The organism is Nonomuraea sp. NPDC050643 (genome assembly GCF_040654715.1).
GTDB lineage: Bacteria > Actinomycetota > Actinomycetes > Streptosporangiales > Streptosporangiaceae > Nonomuraea.
Genome location: NZ_JBFAIM010000056.1, coordinates 81769 through 96593 on the forward strand (window position 1 = coordinate 81769; position 14825 = coordinate 96593).

At 64.8% G+C, this 14825-nt stretch carries 15 protein-coding genes and 1 pseudogene; 7 read left to right on the plus strand and 9 right to left on the minus strand.

From position 1 onward, the window contains the following. Positions 1 to 74 precede the first annotated feature (74 nt). From AB0I15_RS48460 to AB0I15_RS48480, 5 genes are all read right to left on the minus strand, one after another. Complete coding sequence (locus tag AB0I15_RS48460) at positions 75 to 293, minus strand: hypothetical protein (RefSeq protein ID WP_358112800.1); 219 nt, start codon at positions 291 to 293, stop codon at positions 75 to 77. Between the two features lie 140 nt (positions 294 to 433). Then, positions 434 to 2683, minus strand: a complete 2250-nt coding sequence (locus tag AB0I15_RS48465) for a cell division protein FtsK (protein WP_358112803.1) — start codon at positions 2681 to 2683, stop codon at positions 434 to 436. 184 nt (positions 2684 to 2867) lie between these two features. Further along, on the minus strand, positions 2868 to 3890 hold the full coding sequence (locus AB0I15_RS48470; RefSeq protein ID WP_358112806.1) for a DUF2637 domain-containing protein: 1023 nt from the start codon (positions 3888 to 3890) through the stop codon (positions 2868 to 2870). Positions 3891 to 3904: 14 nt separating this feature from the next. Beyond that, positions 3905 to 4078, minus strand: coding sequence for a hypothetical protein (locus AB0I15_RS48475; RefSeq protein ID WP_358112810.1), 174 nt, complete (start codon positions 4076 to 4078; stop codon positions 3905 to 3907). Continuing rightward, the gene (locus AB0I15_RS48480) at positions 4078 to 4407 is read right to left on the minus strand and encodes a WhiB family transcriptional regulator (RefSeq protein WP_358112813.1); all 330 of its coding nucleotides are present in this window, start codon (positions 4405 to 4407) and stop codon (positions 4078 to 4080) included. Before AB0I15_RS48480 ends, AB0I15_RS48475 begins: the two co-directional genes overlap by 1 nt. A 130-nt stretch (positions 4408 to 4537) precedes the next feature. Here AB0I15_RS48480 and AB0I15_RS48485 point away from each other — a divergent pair, with 130 nt between their 5' ends. From AB0I15_RS48485 to AB0I15_RS48495, 3 genes are all read left to right on the plus strand, one after another. Next, the gene (locus tag AB0I15_RS48485) at positions 4538 to 4879 is read left to right on the plus strand and encodes a helix-turn-helix transcriptional regulator (RefSeq protein ID WP_358112816.1); all 342 of its coding nucleotides are present in this window, start codon (positions 4538 to 4540) and stop codon (positions 4877 to 4879) included. A gap of 89 nt (positions 4880 to 4968) precedes the next feature. Then, complete coding sequence (locus AB0I15_RS48490; protein WP_358112819.1) at positions 4969 to 6138, plus strand: hypothetical protein; 1170 nt, start codon at positions 4969 to 4971, stop codon at positions 6136 to 6138. Between the two features lie 5 nt (positions 6139 to 6143). Continuing rightward, positions 6144 to 6707, plus strand: a complete 564-nt coding sequence (locus tag AB0I15_RS48495) for an isochorismatase family cysteine hydrolase (RefSeq protein ID WP_358112822.1) — start codon at positions 6144 to 6146, stop codon at positions 6705 to 6707. Between the two features lie 654 nt (positions 6708 to 7361). On the opposite strand, the gene AB0I15_RS48500 is transcribed toward AB0I15_RS48495, so the two are convergent. The 3 genes from AB0I15_RS48500 to AB0I15_RS48510 form a co-directional block, all read right to left on the minus strand. Beyond that, a complete protein-coding gene (locus AB0I15_RS48500) occupies positions 7362 to 7856 on the minus strand; it encodes a hypothetical protein (RefSeq protein ID WP_358112825.1) in 495 nt (164 codons plus the stop codon). A gap of 631 nt (positions 7857 to 8487) precedes the next feature. After that, positions 8488 to 9885, minus strand: coding sequence for a site-specific integrase (locus tag AB0I15_RS48505; RefSeq protein WP_358112828.1), 1398 nt, complete (start codon positions 9883 to 9885; stop codon positions 8488 to 8490). Positions 9886 to 9894: 9 nt separating this feature from the next. Next, positions 9895 to 10266 carry a hypothetical protein gene (locus tag AB0I15_RS48510; RefSeq protein ID WP_358112831.1) on the minus strand — a complete coding sequence of 124 codons (372 nt, stop codon included), beginning with the start codon at positions 10264 to 10266 and terminating at the stop codon, positions 9895 to 9897. A 242-nt stretch (positions 10267 to 10508) separates the two neighbouring features. Here AB0I15_RS48510 and AB0I15_RS48515 point away from each other — a divergent pair, with 242 nt between their 5' ends. The 3 genes and pseudogenes from AB0I15_RS48515 (at position 10509) to AB0I15_RS48525 (ending at position 13753) form a co-directional block, all read left to right on the plus strand. Continuing rightward, entirely contained in the window at positions 10509 to 11822 is a 1314-nt protein-coding gene (locus tag AB0I15_RS48515; RefSeq protein ID WP_358112834.1) for a Scr1 family TA system antitoxin-like transcriptional regulator, read from the plus strand. 73 nt (positions 11823 to 11895) lie between these two features. Continuing rightward, positions 11896 to 12848 (plus strand): annotated as a pseudogene (locus AB0I15_RS48520) (IS5 family transposase). Positions 12849 to 13075: 227 nt separating this feature from the next. Continuing rightward, on the plus strand, positions 13076 to 13753 hold the full coding sequence (locus AB0I15_RS48525; protein ID WP_358112837.1) for an SAM-dependent methyltransferase: 678 nt from the start codon (positions 13076 to 13078) through the stop codon (positions 13751 to 13753). Here the strand turns inward: AB0I15_RS48525 and AB0I15_RS48530 are convergent. Further along, positions 13740 to 14366: a cytochrome P450 gene (locus tag AB0I15_RS48530; RefSeq protein WP_358112839.1), complete on the minus strand. Its 627-nt coding sequence runs from the start codon at positions 14364 to 14366 to the stop codon at positions 13740 to 13742. The two genes, AB0I15_RS48525 and AB0I15_RS48530, sit on opposite strands and share 14 nt — an antisense overlap. A 174-nt stretch (positions 14367 to 14540) precedes the next feature. Here AB0I15_RS48530 and AB0I15_RS48535 point away from each other — a divergent pair. Further along, the coding region (locus AB0I15_RS48535) for a transposase (protein WP_358112855.1) at positions 14541 to 14825 on the plus strand (285 nt) is incomplete at its 3' end.

Consider the following 14825-nt stretch of genomic DNA (forward strand, 5'->3'; position numbering starts at 1 on the left):
CGGTTGGGGCGTGGCCTCGGCGTCGGGCTTGGTGGCTATGCGCCGGGGCCGTTCCATGTCGGCGGGACGGCTGCTCATTGGCCGCCGTCGCGGTGCAAGCGGCGCAGATAGACGTAGAGCTGCCAACCGATGCGCGGCCGTCTGCCGGTGCCGTTGCAGGCCAGGCAGGTGCGGTTCTTGCCGCCCGGTCGGCACCGCAGGCAGGTGCCCCAGGGTGACGCGAGGCAGCAGACGAGATAGCTCAGAGTGACGATGAGTAGGCAGAGTGCTAGAAGGACGATGACGGTAGCCACAGGGGCCTCCAGAGCCGTTTTCGTGGATTTCCGCAGGTCAGGGTCTAGTTGCTAGATCCCTGGTGGAGATCGGTTTTTGGGTCTAGGCGGGCCTCTAGGTCTAGAGGTGCTGGCCTCTAGACCTAGAGGCTTACTGAGGGCTACGAGGCGGCCCCAGAACCCTTCCTGCCATCACGCTCGGTGATGGCCGTGAGGATGTCCTCACGGGCGATCCCGATCCGGTTGGCTCCCTTGCCGCCGCCCTGCGGCGTGCCCCACACCTGCATGGTGCGGATGCCGTACGGCTTGAGCGCCGTCGTGAGCTGGGCGGTCTTGGCCCCGCCCTCCAGAGAGGCCCATGCGCCGTAGATCTCGGCGCGCAGCTCGGCGAGGCGATCCACGACGACCTCGTTCCACACCTTGGCCTCGCTCGTCGGGACGACGGCCATGATGTCGGCCAGCAGGTCGTAGGCCGGAGTGATGGCCTCGGGACGCTCGCCCATCGCGTGCCCGGAGAGCGTTCCAGCGGCCTTGCGGAGCGCGTGGGCGCGGTCAGCGATGCGCTGGGTGGCCGGGGTGTCGAGGTAGGCGGTTCGGACGACCTTGGCCATCGGCGTAGCGCCGACCAGGTAGCCGATACCGGCGTCCGCGCCGGGCTGAAAGACCGTGGCGCGAATGCCGTTCTTGTAGGCCGACGTGCCGAGGATCATGTCGTTCTCGATTTGGCCGGCCACCCGCAGGCAGAACCGGATGGAGACGTTGGCGGAGATGCCGGTTGGCAGGCTGTCCTTGTCGGGGCGCTGGGTGGCGAGGATCAGCACCACGCCCAGGGCGCGACCGAGTTTGATGATGAACTCGGCGTCGTCACCGGCCTTGTCGCCGAAGTCCGGGTGCGCGAACAAGTTCTGGCACTCATCGATGATGCAGACCAGCGGGTGCAGGCCCAGGGACCGCTTGTCGGCGATCTGACGGGTGATGCGCTTGTCCGGGCACAGATCCGCGGGAAGCGTCTTGAGCGCGGCGGCCCGGCGCATGACCTCCTTACGCAGCAGGGTCAGCGAGTCGGCGGCGTAGGCGATGGCCTCGTCCTCGATGCCGGAGACGTACCGGTGGCAGTTCGGCTCCAGCGGGTCGAGGTCGCCGGTGCCCTTGAGTTCTTGAATCCACAGCTCCACCGACGGGTCGAGCACCGCGCCGGAGGCGAGCACGCGCACGGCGGCGGTCTTGCCCTGGCCCGGCTGGGAGCCGATCAGGATGTTGTGTTGGATGAGCGGCACGACCACGGCTCGGCCTCGCGGGTCGGCACCGAAGGGCACGCCCTTGAACACGTCGTGGCTGGTCGCCTTGGCCAGCGGAGTGCGAACGGTCGTCTTGGAGAGGTCCTTGTCGCCGACCCAGAGGATCAAGCGGCCCTCGTGGATGGAGCTGTCACCCTCGGGCCAGATGCAGCCGATCGGGCGGCGCAGCGCGGAGGCCAGGCGGTCGCGCTTGTCCATGACGTCGGTGACAGTGACGCCATAGGGCAGGTCCACGTCGGCGCGCCAGCCGGGGCCGTCGCGGGTGATCGGGGCCACGAACCGGATGTCGGAGTTCTTGCCGTTCAGTCCCGCGACGCTGATGGCACTCAGAGCCCGGATGACGATGTCGCTGGTCAGCTTCTCTACCGTGGTCGGGATGACCGCGCGGTTGATCAGCGGCCGGTCGGCGGGCTTGCCGAGCGTGCCCAGCACCGCCACGGTCGCGGCGAGTGCGGCCCACTGCGCTGCGGTCGGCGCGAAGGCGACGAAGATGCCTGCGGCTATCACCGTGCCCAGGGCGATCAGAGCGACGATGCCGCGTCCGCGAACCCGCACATCTCGCTGCCGAGACAGCTTGAGGTATGCCTCGTGGTCGGCCTTCTGTACGGCGGCCAGCCGGACCGGCACGCCCTCCAGGTCGAACGTCCACTTGATCACGCCCGCGACGAGCCGGAACAGTCCGCGCGGAGACCGGAAGGTGAGCCGACCGGCGTAGAGCGGGGTTCGGCTCGCCTGGTAACCGGCGACGTGCAGGTAGTGCAGGCTGACCCACTTCATGGTGGCGACGGCTTCGCCACGGGAGCGCAGCCACAGTGGGACGATCGGGCGTCGCGTCCGCGCCTTGTTCTCCAGGTCGGTGAGCCAGTCGAGGCGTTCGCCGCCCGGCTGGTCCACGCGGACGATCTCGCCTTCCAGCACCGGACCGACCGGCGGACTGACGGGCGGTCCGTCCGCCGGACGGTCCGCGTCCGGTCCGGCGGACTCGTCCGGGGTGTTCGGGTGGCGGCGGTCGCGGGCTGCGTTCAGGTTGACGATGTCCGCGCCCTTGCTGTCCTCGTCTGGCGTGGCGGGCTGCTCTGGCATGTCGTCGGACCGGTCCGGGTTGTGCGTCATGATGAGGTCACCTCGTGGTCGTTGCTGGCGGCGGGGTGGCGGGGCGCGGTCACGGTTCTTGGCGGAGTTGGGGCCGCGCCCTGTTCAGTTGTGGTCGGGGACGATGTGCGGTCGATCCGCGCGTCGTCCGGTCGGACGGTCCCGTCAGTGGTGGGTGGGTCGTTCGTGCTGGTGGGGCGGTTCATCAGGCGGCCTCGTCTTCCGGCTTGCTCTGTACGGCTACGAGTGGCGTCGGTTCGGTCGCAGGCTCTTCGGTCTTGAGGCGGGTCAGCAGCGCTGAGGCGCGCTCGGTGGACAGGGACTGTCCGGTCTCGCGGACGGCGGACAGCAGTCGGTCTCTGGTCAGCGGCAGGTCCTTGGTCTTGAGGTCGGCGGCGATCCTCCAGCCGAGCGGCATGAGGTCGTCCACATCAGGCGTGGGGCGCTTGGTCGCGCGGGTCCGCTTGGTACTCGCCGGTGAGGTCCGCTTACGCGGCGGGGCGGGCGGGAGAGCGGCAGGTGCCGGTACCGGGGGAGTGATCTGGATGGCCTCCACCGTGATGGTGTCCTTGGGAGCGAGTTCGCCCAGGCGGTACAGAGCACGTTCGCGGCGCGTGGCCTTGAACTGCCACATGAGGCCGTAGCGGTCTTGCAGGTCGGTCTTGGCCAGGATGCGGTCACGCTCGCGGCCCAGAGCGTCGGGGTAGGAGCGGATCTCCCAGAGCACCATGCGGCGCCACAGGGCGAAGGTGGGCAGGGGAGCGAGCAGCCAGCGGGAGCGGCGGATGCCGTCCATCCGGTCGGCCTTGGTGAGATTGGCGCGCTTCCGGATGACGTGCGCGCCGACCTCGACGGCCAGGACCCATAGCAGCGGCAGCACCGCGTGTGAGACGACGGCGAACCCGTCGATCTGGTCGGCCAGGAGGTAGGTCTCGACGTTCAGGTAGATGGTGGCGGCGGTCAGTGCCCACGGGATGAGCCTCAGCCAGGGGAGCCGCATACCGAGGCGGGCAAGGACGATGTCCAGGGCGGAGAAGACCGCAATACCGAGGTCGATGCCGAGTGGAACGGTCCAGGCGAACCATCCGAACGATGGCGCGGCAGCCTCGGCCACTCGGTCGAAGCTGTTGACGAAGCCGAGCAGGCCCAGCACGCCGGTAACCGCAGCGGTCACCATGACGGCGGTGTGCTCGCCCTCGCTGAGCGGGCGGGGCTGTTGTGCGTTCATGGTCTGGCCTCCCATCAGTGGTCGGACTGAGAGCGGGTGAGGATGCGGCACACTCGGCAGCCAGGCAGGCAGCGGGTGCCGTGCATCTGGCAGACCTGGATCTGCCGGTGGGCGGTGGTGCCGCAGCGGCGGCAACTGATGCCGTTGCGCGAGCGGGTCCCGCAGTCGGGGCACTGGAAGAGGCTCATCACGCCACCTCCCGTCCGCTCAGGGCGGTCATGGCGTTGATCTCCTCAGCCGTACGGCCCGCCCAGACGCCCACCTCGGGGCGAACGGCCAGGGCATAGGCGAGACACTCGGTGATCGCCGGGCAACCCGCGCAGATCTGTTTGGCCAGCGCTTCCCTGGCGAGCCGTACGTCGTCGGCCTCGTCCTCGTCGGGGCCGGTGAACAGCTCACCGTCCTCCGGCCCGCACAGCGGTCCGGCGTCGATGAGGTCGTCTCGAAGGTCGTCGATGGTCGGGACGGTGTCGGTCCTGGTCAGATCCACGCTGACGAGGTGCGAACGGTCAGTCATGAAGCACGTCTCCTTGGCTTGGTGCTACTTCTAGCGCTATTTTCAGCGCTAGAAGTAGCGCTGTCAATAGCGCAGTCGGTTGGTTACGCTGCGAACAGGCGAATCTTTACCTACGACCTAGGAGGCCCACGTGGGCGACTGGCCCGCCGTGGCACGAGTGATCAACGAGCGCCTTACCTCGCTCGGCTGGACTCAGAAGAAGCTCGCGGAGGTCTCGCGAGTCTCGACGGCCACCCTGCGACAGATCCAGCAAGGGCAAGACAAGAACCGGCAGCCCGCCCTGCTGACGGCTATATCCCGCGCGCTCGGCCTGCCTGACGCCTACCTCCAGGAGGTAGCCGACACTGGCCGCGAGCCCGTCCAGTCGTCGGGGGAGTCCGCCACCGTGGCGGAGCTCCGCAACGAGCTGGCGGAACTCCGCGAACGAGTGGCCGCCATCGAAGCTCATCTGCGCATCACCTCCTCCGACTGATTCAGTCGCCGTGTCCTTCACAACATCAACAGTGCCCGTCACACTGAGTGAGATCTAGATGACGGAGAGGACACGGGGGGACACGCGTCATGTCCGGAGACGGGAGTCAGGCGGCGAAGCGCTTGATGCCGAACACTGTGCTCATCACCCGCCGGGAGGCGAAGGGGTGGAGCCGCATACGGGCGGCGCGCGAACTCGAACGGGCCGGGCTCGGTCGCGGCCTCAGCGTCCCTGACGCCGACGCGATCGAGAAGGCCCTGTATCGACACGAGACCGGCCGGGCCGCCTGCCGCGATCCGCTCTACATCGAGCTGTACTGCCTGGTCTACGAGGCCACGCAGCACGAACTGTTCGGCCACGTCACGGCTCCGGCCCCGTCTCAGGCGGATACCTTCGGCGTCCGCTCCCACAAGTTCGTGTGCGCCTTCATCGGCGCAGAGCAGGCCGCCGGCCTCGTGGCCACCGGCCAGGCCGCGCCCGGAGAACCGTGTTTCGGCCTCGCGTGCCACGTCGCCGAAGCGTCCCACTCGAGTGGCCCCTGTCACCTGTACGCGTGGCCCTTCGGCACGGCCATCCTTCATCTCGCAGAGGACTTGAACCTCCCCAACATCGCCAACCTGGCGATATGGCGTCGCCGGTCGTATGTGGAGAACCTGCGGTGGGCGTCCGGCCATCTTTCAAGCCTCGTTGGCGAAGCCGTCAATGCCTCCTACGTCCTCAGCCTCTACTGGCTGCACTCGCCGATATGGTCTGGCGGCGAGCTGGACACTGCGGTCCGCATCATGTCCACGCCGCGTGTGCTCCTTGAGCGAGATGACGAGGAAAACGATGCCTCACTTGGGCACGCCGAGCTGGTCGAGCGCTCGCTATTCACTCAAGGCTTCGACCACGCCGAGATCGTCCCCTTCGGCTTGAAGGGCATTGCGATCGGCCATGCCTCATGGTCTGGTGTCGTCTACTGTCCGCTTGCTCCTCGGCGCGCGCTGACGCAAGAGGAACTGGTGACGACGGAACTCGCGACGCAAGCAATGTGGACCTACTGCGAACATATCAATGGCCAGGTCGAGCAAGGCAAAGATCCCTATGTGCCAGACGAATATGGTTGGCGCTTTCTGCGTGGCGTGCGCTCCCGGCTTACTAACGCTAGGCCACAGGAAACTTCCCAGCACCGCTCTATGCGATCAGCCATACTGGAAACGAGTGGTCTCCTAGACCACCTCGCTCAAGCCATCGACGTCCTTCGTGAAAGCGAGAGGTAGGTCCAATGCCGAACAACTCGGCCGTCCTAATTGTCGTAGATGTTCAGAATGGCTTCATTCGCGAAGAGTCAGCCTATGTAGTCCCAGTAATCGTCAATCTAGTGGCGCGCTGGCAGGCGGCTGGCGCTGACGTCGTATTCACGCGCTATCTCAACTATCCGGGGAGCAACTTTGAGAAGCTCTTCGATTGGTCGAAGTGCATGGAGTCGCCAGAGATCGACATCGTGCCCGAACTCATGCCATACGCTGAGAGGGCGAAGGCTGTTGTGGACAAGACCATGTATAGCCTCTTCAACAACGAAGGGCTTCGCCTCGTACGTGAGAATGGCTGGACAGACTTCTACGTCTGTGGCATTGCCACGGAGAGCTGTGTACTCAAGACAGCCGTGGATGCGTTCGAACTGGACCTTACGCCCTGGCTCATCGAAGACGCCTCAGCGAGTCATGCGGGCCAGATGGCCCATGATGCAGGAGTACTAGTGGGGGCACGTTTCATCGGTCCGAACCAAATCATTAAGGTGGCGGATATCCCCGCAACCGTTCTGCCCGCAACCGCTGTAATCCACTAAGTCTTTCATCTTTGCACGTCGGGCGCCCTGGACGGAGTCGGCATGGGGACGGCTCGGACCGGTGGCATGGATAGGTTGGTTGGCAAGTCACCTTCGACTCTCCCTGACGAGGTCACTCTGATGAGCGTGGGGCAGGATGATGAGACTCACAGAGTGTTGACGCAGGTGACGATGCTGACGGGCACGCAGGAGCACAAGTTGGTGTGACTTTCTCGCCAGCCAGCCGTGTTGACTGCTGATGACATTCGGTGACAGAGCGGGGCGGGTTCGGAGCAGTGTCAACGCTGGTCAACACTCGTCAACGCAGGAAGAAGCGGGGCAGTGGCTTCGCATGGTCCCCGTAGGCCGACGGCGTCAACAGTGTCAACGGTGTCAGTGCCTGCTGGAAGGAGAGAGGGAAGTTTCCGGATAGGTCCATAAACAAGAGTGAGGGCGAGCCCTCCGGAGCCGCCTTGGCCAAGTTAACACCGCCTCGCGACTTGCTCGTTCCCCAGCCTTCGTCACGGGCCGTGCCTATCTGGATCTCGTCATCAACATGCCCGAATGGACGTCTCAACTTGCGTGTGCGAGGAGTGATAACAGTCGCCAACGAGAAGATCATCAGGCAATGGCTGCCGTGGATATCAATGTCACCCAGAGGGCTACGGCGAATGATTAGCTGTTATCGATGAATGAAGCGTCAAGCGTACGGGATCCTTGGTCAGACTCTTCCACCGTTGCCTCAATGCGTCCGCCATCGACCTTCTTGCCTACCCCCGCGATGCAGGAGTCTGGGCAGGGCCTTATAGCCTGCGGCGAATCAACCCAGCCAGTGGAATAGAATTCTTCCATAACTTCTTTTAGAGGGACATGAGGATCCAGAATATAGGTTACGTACGCACCTCCCTCTGGCTCGGAGTCGCAGGCACTGCCCTCATGAAGCGTCGACCGCACATCCGGCTCCAACAGAGGTCCTATCTCTCTCGCGAGCTGCTGGCTCTTGCGGCCATCTTCCTTGTAGCACTCGTCTAGCGTTTGATGAGATCCAGCTGCGCCATAACCTCCGCATCCACCAATCCCTGTCATGGCGACCAATAGCAACGCCAAGCCTTTTTTCATGTGACACCTCTCGTCCATGCTCGCCGGGCTGATCGTATCGGAGATGTTCATGCATGTCCGGTGCGCTTGGGCAGAGCCCGACTGCGAGAGGGAATGTCAAGGTCACGGCAATCACTCCGTGTAGGGCTGTGTGGCTCATGGAGCTACGTCGCAGCCAAGATTCGATCCATCAATCAAGCTCTCCAGTGTCCTGGAGAGGGGTCATACGTCTTCTGTCTGGACTCGGTGCTCAGGGGCGGCTGTCGTCTCTACGAAGGCGCTTTCAGCGGGTGTCGATTCCCAATACGTTCCCCGCGCATGATGGGCGTTGCTGATGCTATAAGCATCTCCCCAGGTCAGTGCCATGAAAGCCGTTCGATGTCGCCCTCACTTCTAATCCGACGGTCGCAGGTTCGAATCCTGCAGGGCGCGCTTAGCTTCTACCAGGCATTTCCTTGATCGTCTACTAGGGTCCGACTGTCGAATGATCGCTGAATCGGACCATTGCTGGACCATCCGGCGGAGGACCGCGTTTCTGCGAAGATCCGAGCGATGGCGTTGCTTGCGCGAGCCGCGGGTCCTCCCACGTACCGTGCCGGATCGCCTGCTCCGTTTGAAGTCCCCAGTCACGGGCCTGCTGCCGCCAGTCGAACGTCTTGCTGTGCGTGCCGCCTCTTGTTCTGCCTCCGGCGGATCGACGTCATCACGCCGGCTTGCGTCGTGGAATCATCGCTACGGCGGCCTGGGCCGAGGCTGCGGCCAGTTCGGGCAACACCACGGTGTAGGTGTCAGCCGTGAACCAGAACTGCCGGTGTCCGAGAGTGGCCGATACGTCCTTCATGTCGGCGCCGGACGCGAGCATGATGGTGGCCGCACAATGCCGAAGGTCGTGCAGCCGCACCGGCGGTAGGCCAGATCGCCTGATCAGCCACTCGAAGTGGTCCGACAGTCTGGCAGGGTCCAGCGGTCTCCCCGACTCGTCGGTGAAGATCTTGTCGCTGTCTGGCCACTTTTCGCTGGCGGCGAGTTGCTCGGCCCGCTGCAGCTTGCGCCAACTCTGCAGCAGATTGGTATTGATGTCATCGAGCACCACCGTACGGCGTGATGACTCCGACTTGATCCCGGCTTCGGCTTCGGCGTCCTCATCCTCCAGGACGCTGATCGTCTTGGGGCCGGGACCGGTGAGCGAGGTGTCGGGCCACTCCAGATTGCACGCCTCACTGCGGCGTAGCCCGCGGGTGATGATCAAGTGGAACAGCGGATACAGCCGCACCTCCCATTCCACCAGCAGGTCCAACCACTCACCCGCGAGGTCCGGCGTCCACACCATGACCGGTCCTGGCCGCGGCATCGGCTTACGCTCGGACGGCTTGGCCGCCTCGGCGGCCATCATCGCCCGCCACCGGTCCACCCTCTCCGGAGTCCACAGCAGGGGACGGCGCTTCTTCGGTCGCGTCAACTCGACATTCTTTGAGGGATCGTGCCTGATCTTCTTCTGGCGCTTCGCCGTCGACATTGCACTGGACAGCGTGGCGTGCACGCGGACGATCCGCGCTGGCGACAACGGCCTTCTGTTGTGCAGCTGATTCGGCCGAGCCGAATCCCAAGTGGCCTTCGCACGTACCGCGAGTAGCCGGCGCAGTATCTCGCTGGGCTCGCCCTTCAACGGTCGGTTAATCTGCCCCATCGCCTCATACAGCTCGCTAACGTGCTCCTCGCGGAGCTCGTTGAGCACCACATGGCCCAGTCCGGGTTCCAGGTAAAGGTCGATGTGCTCGGTGTAGCCGCTTCGTGTCCTCTCGCTGAGGCCTTTCTTGCCCTTGATCCAGCTACGCAGGTACGCCCCTACCTTGAGCGAGCGGTCAGGGACTGGGGCGCCGGACGCGACGCTGTGGGCCAGTTTCGAGGCCTCTCGCTCGGCCTCGGTTTTGGTCTTATAGGGTCCGGCCCAGGGCCGCCGCCGCTCGCCATTGGGGCCGCGTGGTGCTTCGTAGCGCTGCCACCAGGCGCCATGATCGCGCTTGGTCAGCCTGGGGCATGCCTTACCGAGTAACTTGCCGTTCCCATCACGGCAGTTGCATCGTTTGACGGGTTTTGCCATCACGATCTCCTACAGGGTGAAATGACGGAGCATATTTGTCGAGTGGCCGGCGACCTCGTCGGCCATGTCCTGCGGCATGAGGCCGTACTGCAGATACACGTCGGTCTGCACGGGGTGAACGTCCACACTCACAAGTCCGCCGCCCGGAATGTTGCGTTCCATGAAATAGCGGATCAGGGGCGGTGGACGGTCCGACTCGATTATCGGGAGGACTCTGGCGAACGCGATATCCCGCGCTTCAAGCAGTGCAGGGAGCGCAGCGGGGTCAACGACGGTCCGGTCCAGTAGAAGCTCAAGGCTCCCGCCGCGCTGTCGGGTGACGACTCGGCCGAGACCGAGCTCGGCCGGGGCAACTAAACGAATTGCGACTTGCGGGGACATCCGGGCCTCTCTGGGCGACGGCCGGTACGACGACAGACGCGGCCGCACCCGTCCACCATCCGCCCCCGCGTGACAGTAGGCAGCGCCTTGCGGCGCCAGTTACATTTGTGCGGTCGTCAGTTACAAGCAAGGCGTTCGATAGTCGCGCTTCGGGCACGCTATGTCAACATGTGCACGCCGATGATGGGCGGCTGTGTCACCCTGAGCCGAATGCGCTGAAGCGCCAATAGGAGGAGTACCGGGTGGAACTGTTCGCCGCGCGGCTGCAAGAAGTCATGGAACGTCGTGGACTGAGGGACGCTCAGGTGGCGGCCATGGTCTGCGACCAGACCAACGTAAAGATAACCCGCGAATACGTTGCGCAACTGCGGACTGACGCGCGCAAGAATCCGAGCATCGCGCATCTGACGGCGCTGGCCCACGTGCTGGAGGTGCGAGCGTCGTACCTCCTGGGTGAATCCGACCCTGCTGATGATGCACCATTCGCCAGCTTGTCGAACGAGTCGCGCGACGTGATGCGAGTGGTGCTTGCGTTGGCGCGGCGGGCAGATCGACTGCCCCCAGTGGGCTGGGGCAGTAATCCGCCGGCACGGAGACGGCCCAACCCGGCCGCCAACTCGGCCAGCCAGGGGATTCATCATCCATTTCCGTTCGAGTACGTCCAGCAGGCGTTCGCACCGGGAGGAGACCACACTCCGCCGAATCGGGTGGGCGGCCGGCTGCGTGAATTGCGCAAGTTGGCACGACTGTCTGAGGCTGAGGCTGACCTGGTAATCGGCGGGGAGCGGGGCCTGGTGGAAGGGATCGAGGCGGGCAGCACCATGCCGCCTATCGCCATGTTGCGGACGTTACTGACCCGATACGGGGTGAGCGACTCCTACCGACAGGAACTGTTCGTGTCGGCCGCCTTGGGCCGTTTGGATACGAGATGGTGGTTCCGCTACTTCCAGCGCCTGCCCTTGTGGCTGATCATGAATCTGGAGATGGAGGACAGCGCCGACCAGATACGCATGTACGCCGACGCGACTTTGCCAGCTCTGCTCCAGCACGAGGACTACGCCGTGGCGGTGCGGCGGTCGGCCCATTATCCAGAGGTGCCGGTTGACCAGATCGATCTCGCGATGGAGTTGACGCGCGAGCGGCAGCGGCGGTTGCTGGACGAGCGCCCGGTGCCAATTTGGGCGGTGCTGCAGGAGTCAGCACTGCTGAACGATGTGGGCGGGACGGATGTACAGCTACGCCAGATCGACCATTTGATAGAGCTGGCCCAGAGGCGCGATGTCAGCATTCAGATCAACCGCGGGGGGCCGGATTGCTATCGTCCGCGGGGTGGCACGTTCATGCTTTTCCGGCTGCCGGAGGATGGGCAGCCGGATGTGGTGTGGGTGCCGGAGCTCTCGGAGGACATGCTGGTGGCCGACGCTCCGAGCGTGATGGCGTATTCCATGGCTCATGCGCGGCTGGCGCTGTCCTCGTCGAAACCGCAGCATGCGATGGAGGAGCTGGTGAGGATTCGAGCGCGGGTGGAGCGGGAAGCCGCCTGGGCAATGGATTGACAGGACGTTCAGCTCTTAAGAGCTGTTTCTTAGATCTGATGACTATTCGTGGTGATGTTGTCACGATTGGCGCATGGGTCGTGGTGACTTAACGAACGCCGAGTGGGAGCGGCTCAGGCCGCTGTTGCCCGAGGGGGGTCGTCGGGGCGGGCGGTGGAATGACCATCGCACGACGATCGACGGTGTGTTGTATCGGGCTCGGACCGGGTTGCCCTGGCGTGATCTGCCCGAGCGGTTCGGTTCGTGGATCACGGTCTACAAGCGGCATCGCCGCTGGTCGGCTGATGGCACGTGGCAGATGCTGCTGACGGCGATCCAGGCCGAGCAGGACGGCGAGGGTCGGGTGGACTGGGACATCTCGGTGGACTCCACCACCGTCCGGGCGCACCAGCACGCCGCCGGCGCGCCACGTACGCCGCCGTCGGCGGCTTCGCCGTCTTCCGCGCCGGGCGGTAAAAAGGGGGACGTCGCCGGGACAAACCGGGGCGATCCGGTGCTGGCCACACTGACCGCCCGGCTGGCGGAGGTGGTCAGACTGGGGAGTGCTTAGGCCGCTCCCGGGGCGGGTTCACCACCAAGATCCACCTGTCGGCGGACGGCCGCTGCCGGGTACTGTCGCTGGTCCTGACGCCGGGCCAGTACGGCGACAGCCCGCAGTTCCGGCGGGTGCTGGGCCACATCCGCATACCCCGGCTCGGACCGGGACGCCCGCGCACCCGGCCGGACAGCCTGGCCGCGGACAAGGCGTATTCCTCCCGCGCCAACCGCGCCCACCTGCGCCGTCGCAAGATCCGCCACACCATCCCCGAACCACGCGATCAACGCGCCAACCGGCGTCGGCGCGGCTCGGCCGGAGGACGGCCCACCGGCTTCGACGCCGAACGCTACAAAGGCAGGAACGTCGTCGAACGGGCGATCAACCGGCTGAAGAACTTCCGGGCCGTGGCCACGCGATACGACAAACGCGCCTACATCTTCCTCGGCACCGTCACCCTGGCCGCCCTGGCCATCTGGCTCCGCACCTGATCTAAGAAACAGTCCTTAGTCGGGATGTCGTGTCATTACTTTGACGTTGGAGCTGACAGGAGCGACGCCCGGATTTATGGTGATCTTCATGAAAGATCAGGATTCCTCCGTAGACTGGCGCACCGGAGTTCGCCCGAATCTCCCCAACTCTGCTCGCATGTATAACTACTTCATCGGCGGCAAGGTTCGACGCAGACGTTGCGGCGGCTCGTAAGGTTCAGGATCTGGTGCCGATCACCATGGCGGCCTCGCGCGAGAACCGCCACTTCCTGCGCCGTACCGTACGGCACCTGACCCAGCTCGGGGTTCGGCAATTCCTCGACATCGGCGCAGGTCTACCCTCTGCGGGCAATGTGCATGAGATCGCGCCGGAAGCGCGCGTAGTTTACGTGGACAACGATCCCGTGGTGATCGCACACGCGGAGGTGCTGATGGCTGGCGGGGACGGCGGCCAGGTGCGGGTCATTCAAGGCGACGTGCGCGATCCGAATGCGATACTCGAGGACCCGCAGGTAATCGAGCACCTCGACTTCGGGCAGCCGATAGGGCTTCTGATGGTCGGCCTACTGCATTTCGTCCGCGATCAGGAAGGAGCCCACCAGGCGGTCGCCTCCTGCGTCAGCGCGCTCGCGCCAGGCAGTTACCTGGTCATCAGTCACGGTACCCTCGACGGATTTGACCCCCAAAAGGTCGCCGGCGTGCGGTCGGTGTACGAGCACGCGATGTCATACCAGATGCGCACCCGGGCACAGATTGACCGATTCTTCACCGGGCTCGAACTGATCGAGCCCGGGTTGGTCCCCATCACCGACTGGCATCCGGACGGAATCTCCGAAGGGGTCAGCGGCCAGGAGATTGGCATCCTCGGCGGCCTCGGCCGTGTCCCGCTCCCTAGCGCGGCTTGATGACGGTCGGCAAGCTGCTCAACCCGTGGATGTTTGGGTGGTGAACGCGAACGGGGGTGCCGACATCGTAGTCGTCGTGGATGGCGGCGATCAGTTCCTCCAGCACAATACGAGTTTCGAGGCGGGCCAGGCTCGCACCCAGGCAGAAGTGCGGGCCTGTCCCGAATGCGAGTGTGCGGCTGTGGTCGCGATCGATGTCGAACGTGTCGGGGTTCGGGAAGACGCGGGGGTCGCGGTTGGCCGCGGCGAAAATGAGCAGCAGCCGAGATCCAGCCGGGACGATGGTGCCGTACCACTCGACGTCGCGGGTGACGAGCCGCGCGGTCATCTGGCCGGAAGAGTCATAGCGAAGCGTCTCCTCCACCCAGTCGTCGGTCCGGCCAGGCTGGAACGCCATGCGCCGCTGCTCGGGGTGGCGGGCGGCCTGGAGCCAGGCGTTACCCAAGATCTTCGTGGTGCTTTCGTTTCCGGCGACCCCGAGCAGCAGCAGCACGGCACCCACGTCCTGGTCGCTGAGCCGCTCCCCGTCGACCTCGGCCAAAATGAGGGCGGAAACCATGTCGTCGCCCGGGTGCGCGCGGCGGTCGGCGATCAGGGCCCCGTAATAGCTCATGAGTTTCCGGGTGGCGTCGGCGGAGGCCTCAGCTTGACTCTGTCGGGAATCTTGAAAACATCCGGCATGTCGCGAAGGGCGACTGATCAGTAACTGTGAGGCTTCTGGGGTCGGCGAAGTCGGTCATTCCCCCAAGGTGGTCAGGTGTCTCTACCGGTTCGTCCCCGGTCCGCGCTGGAGATCCCGGAGCTCACCGCCCAGGTAGCACGAGCGAGTAATCCCCGTGGCACCCCGGCCATGTGGATCCGCGACCGGCTGGACGGGTTATGGAGCGATGAGGACTTCGCGCAGTGGTATCCCCGCGACGGCCGGCCGGGACTCTCACCCGCCCAACTGGCCACGGTGAGCGTGCTGCAGTTCGTGCTGGACCTTTCCGACCGCGATGCCGCCGAGGCCGTGCGCTGTCGCATCGACTTCAAGTACGCGCTCGGCCTCGAACTGGACGACCCCGGCTTCCAC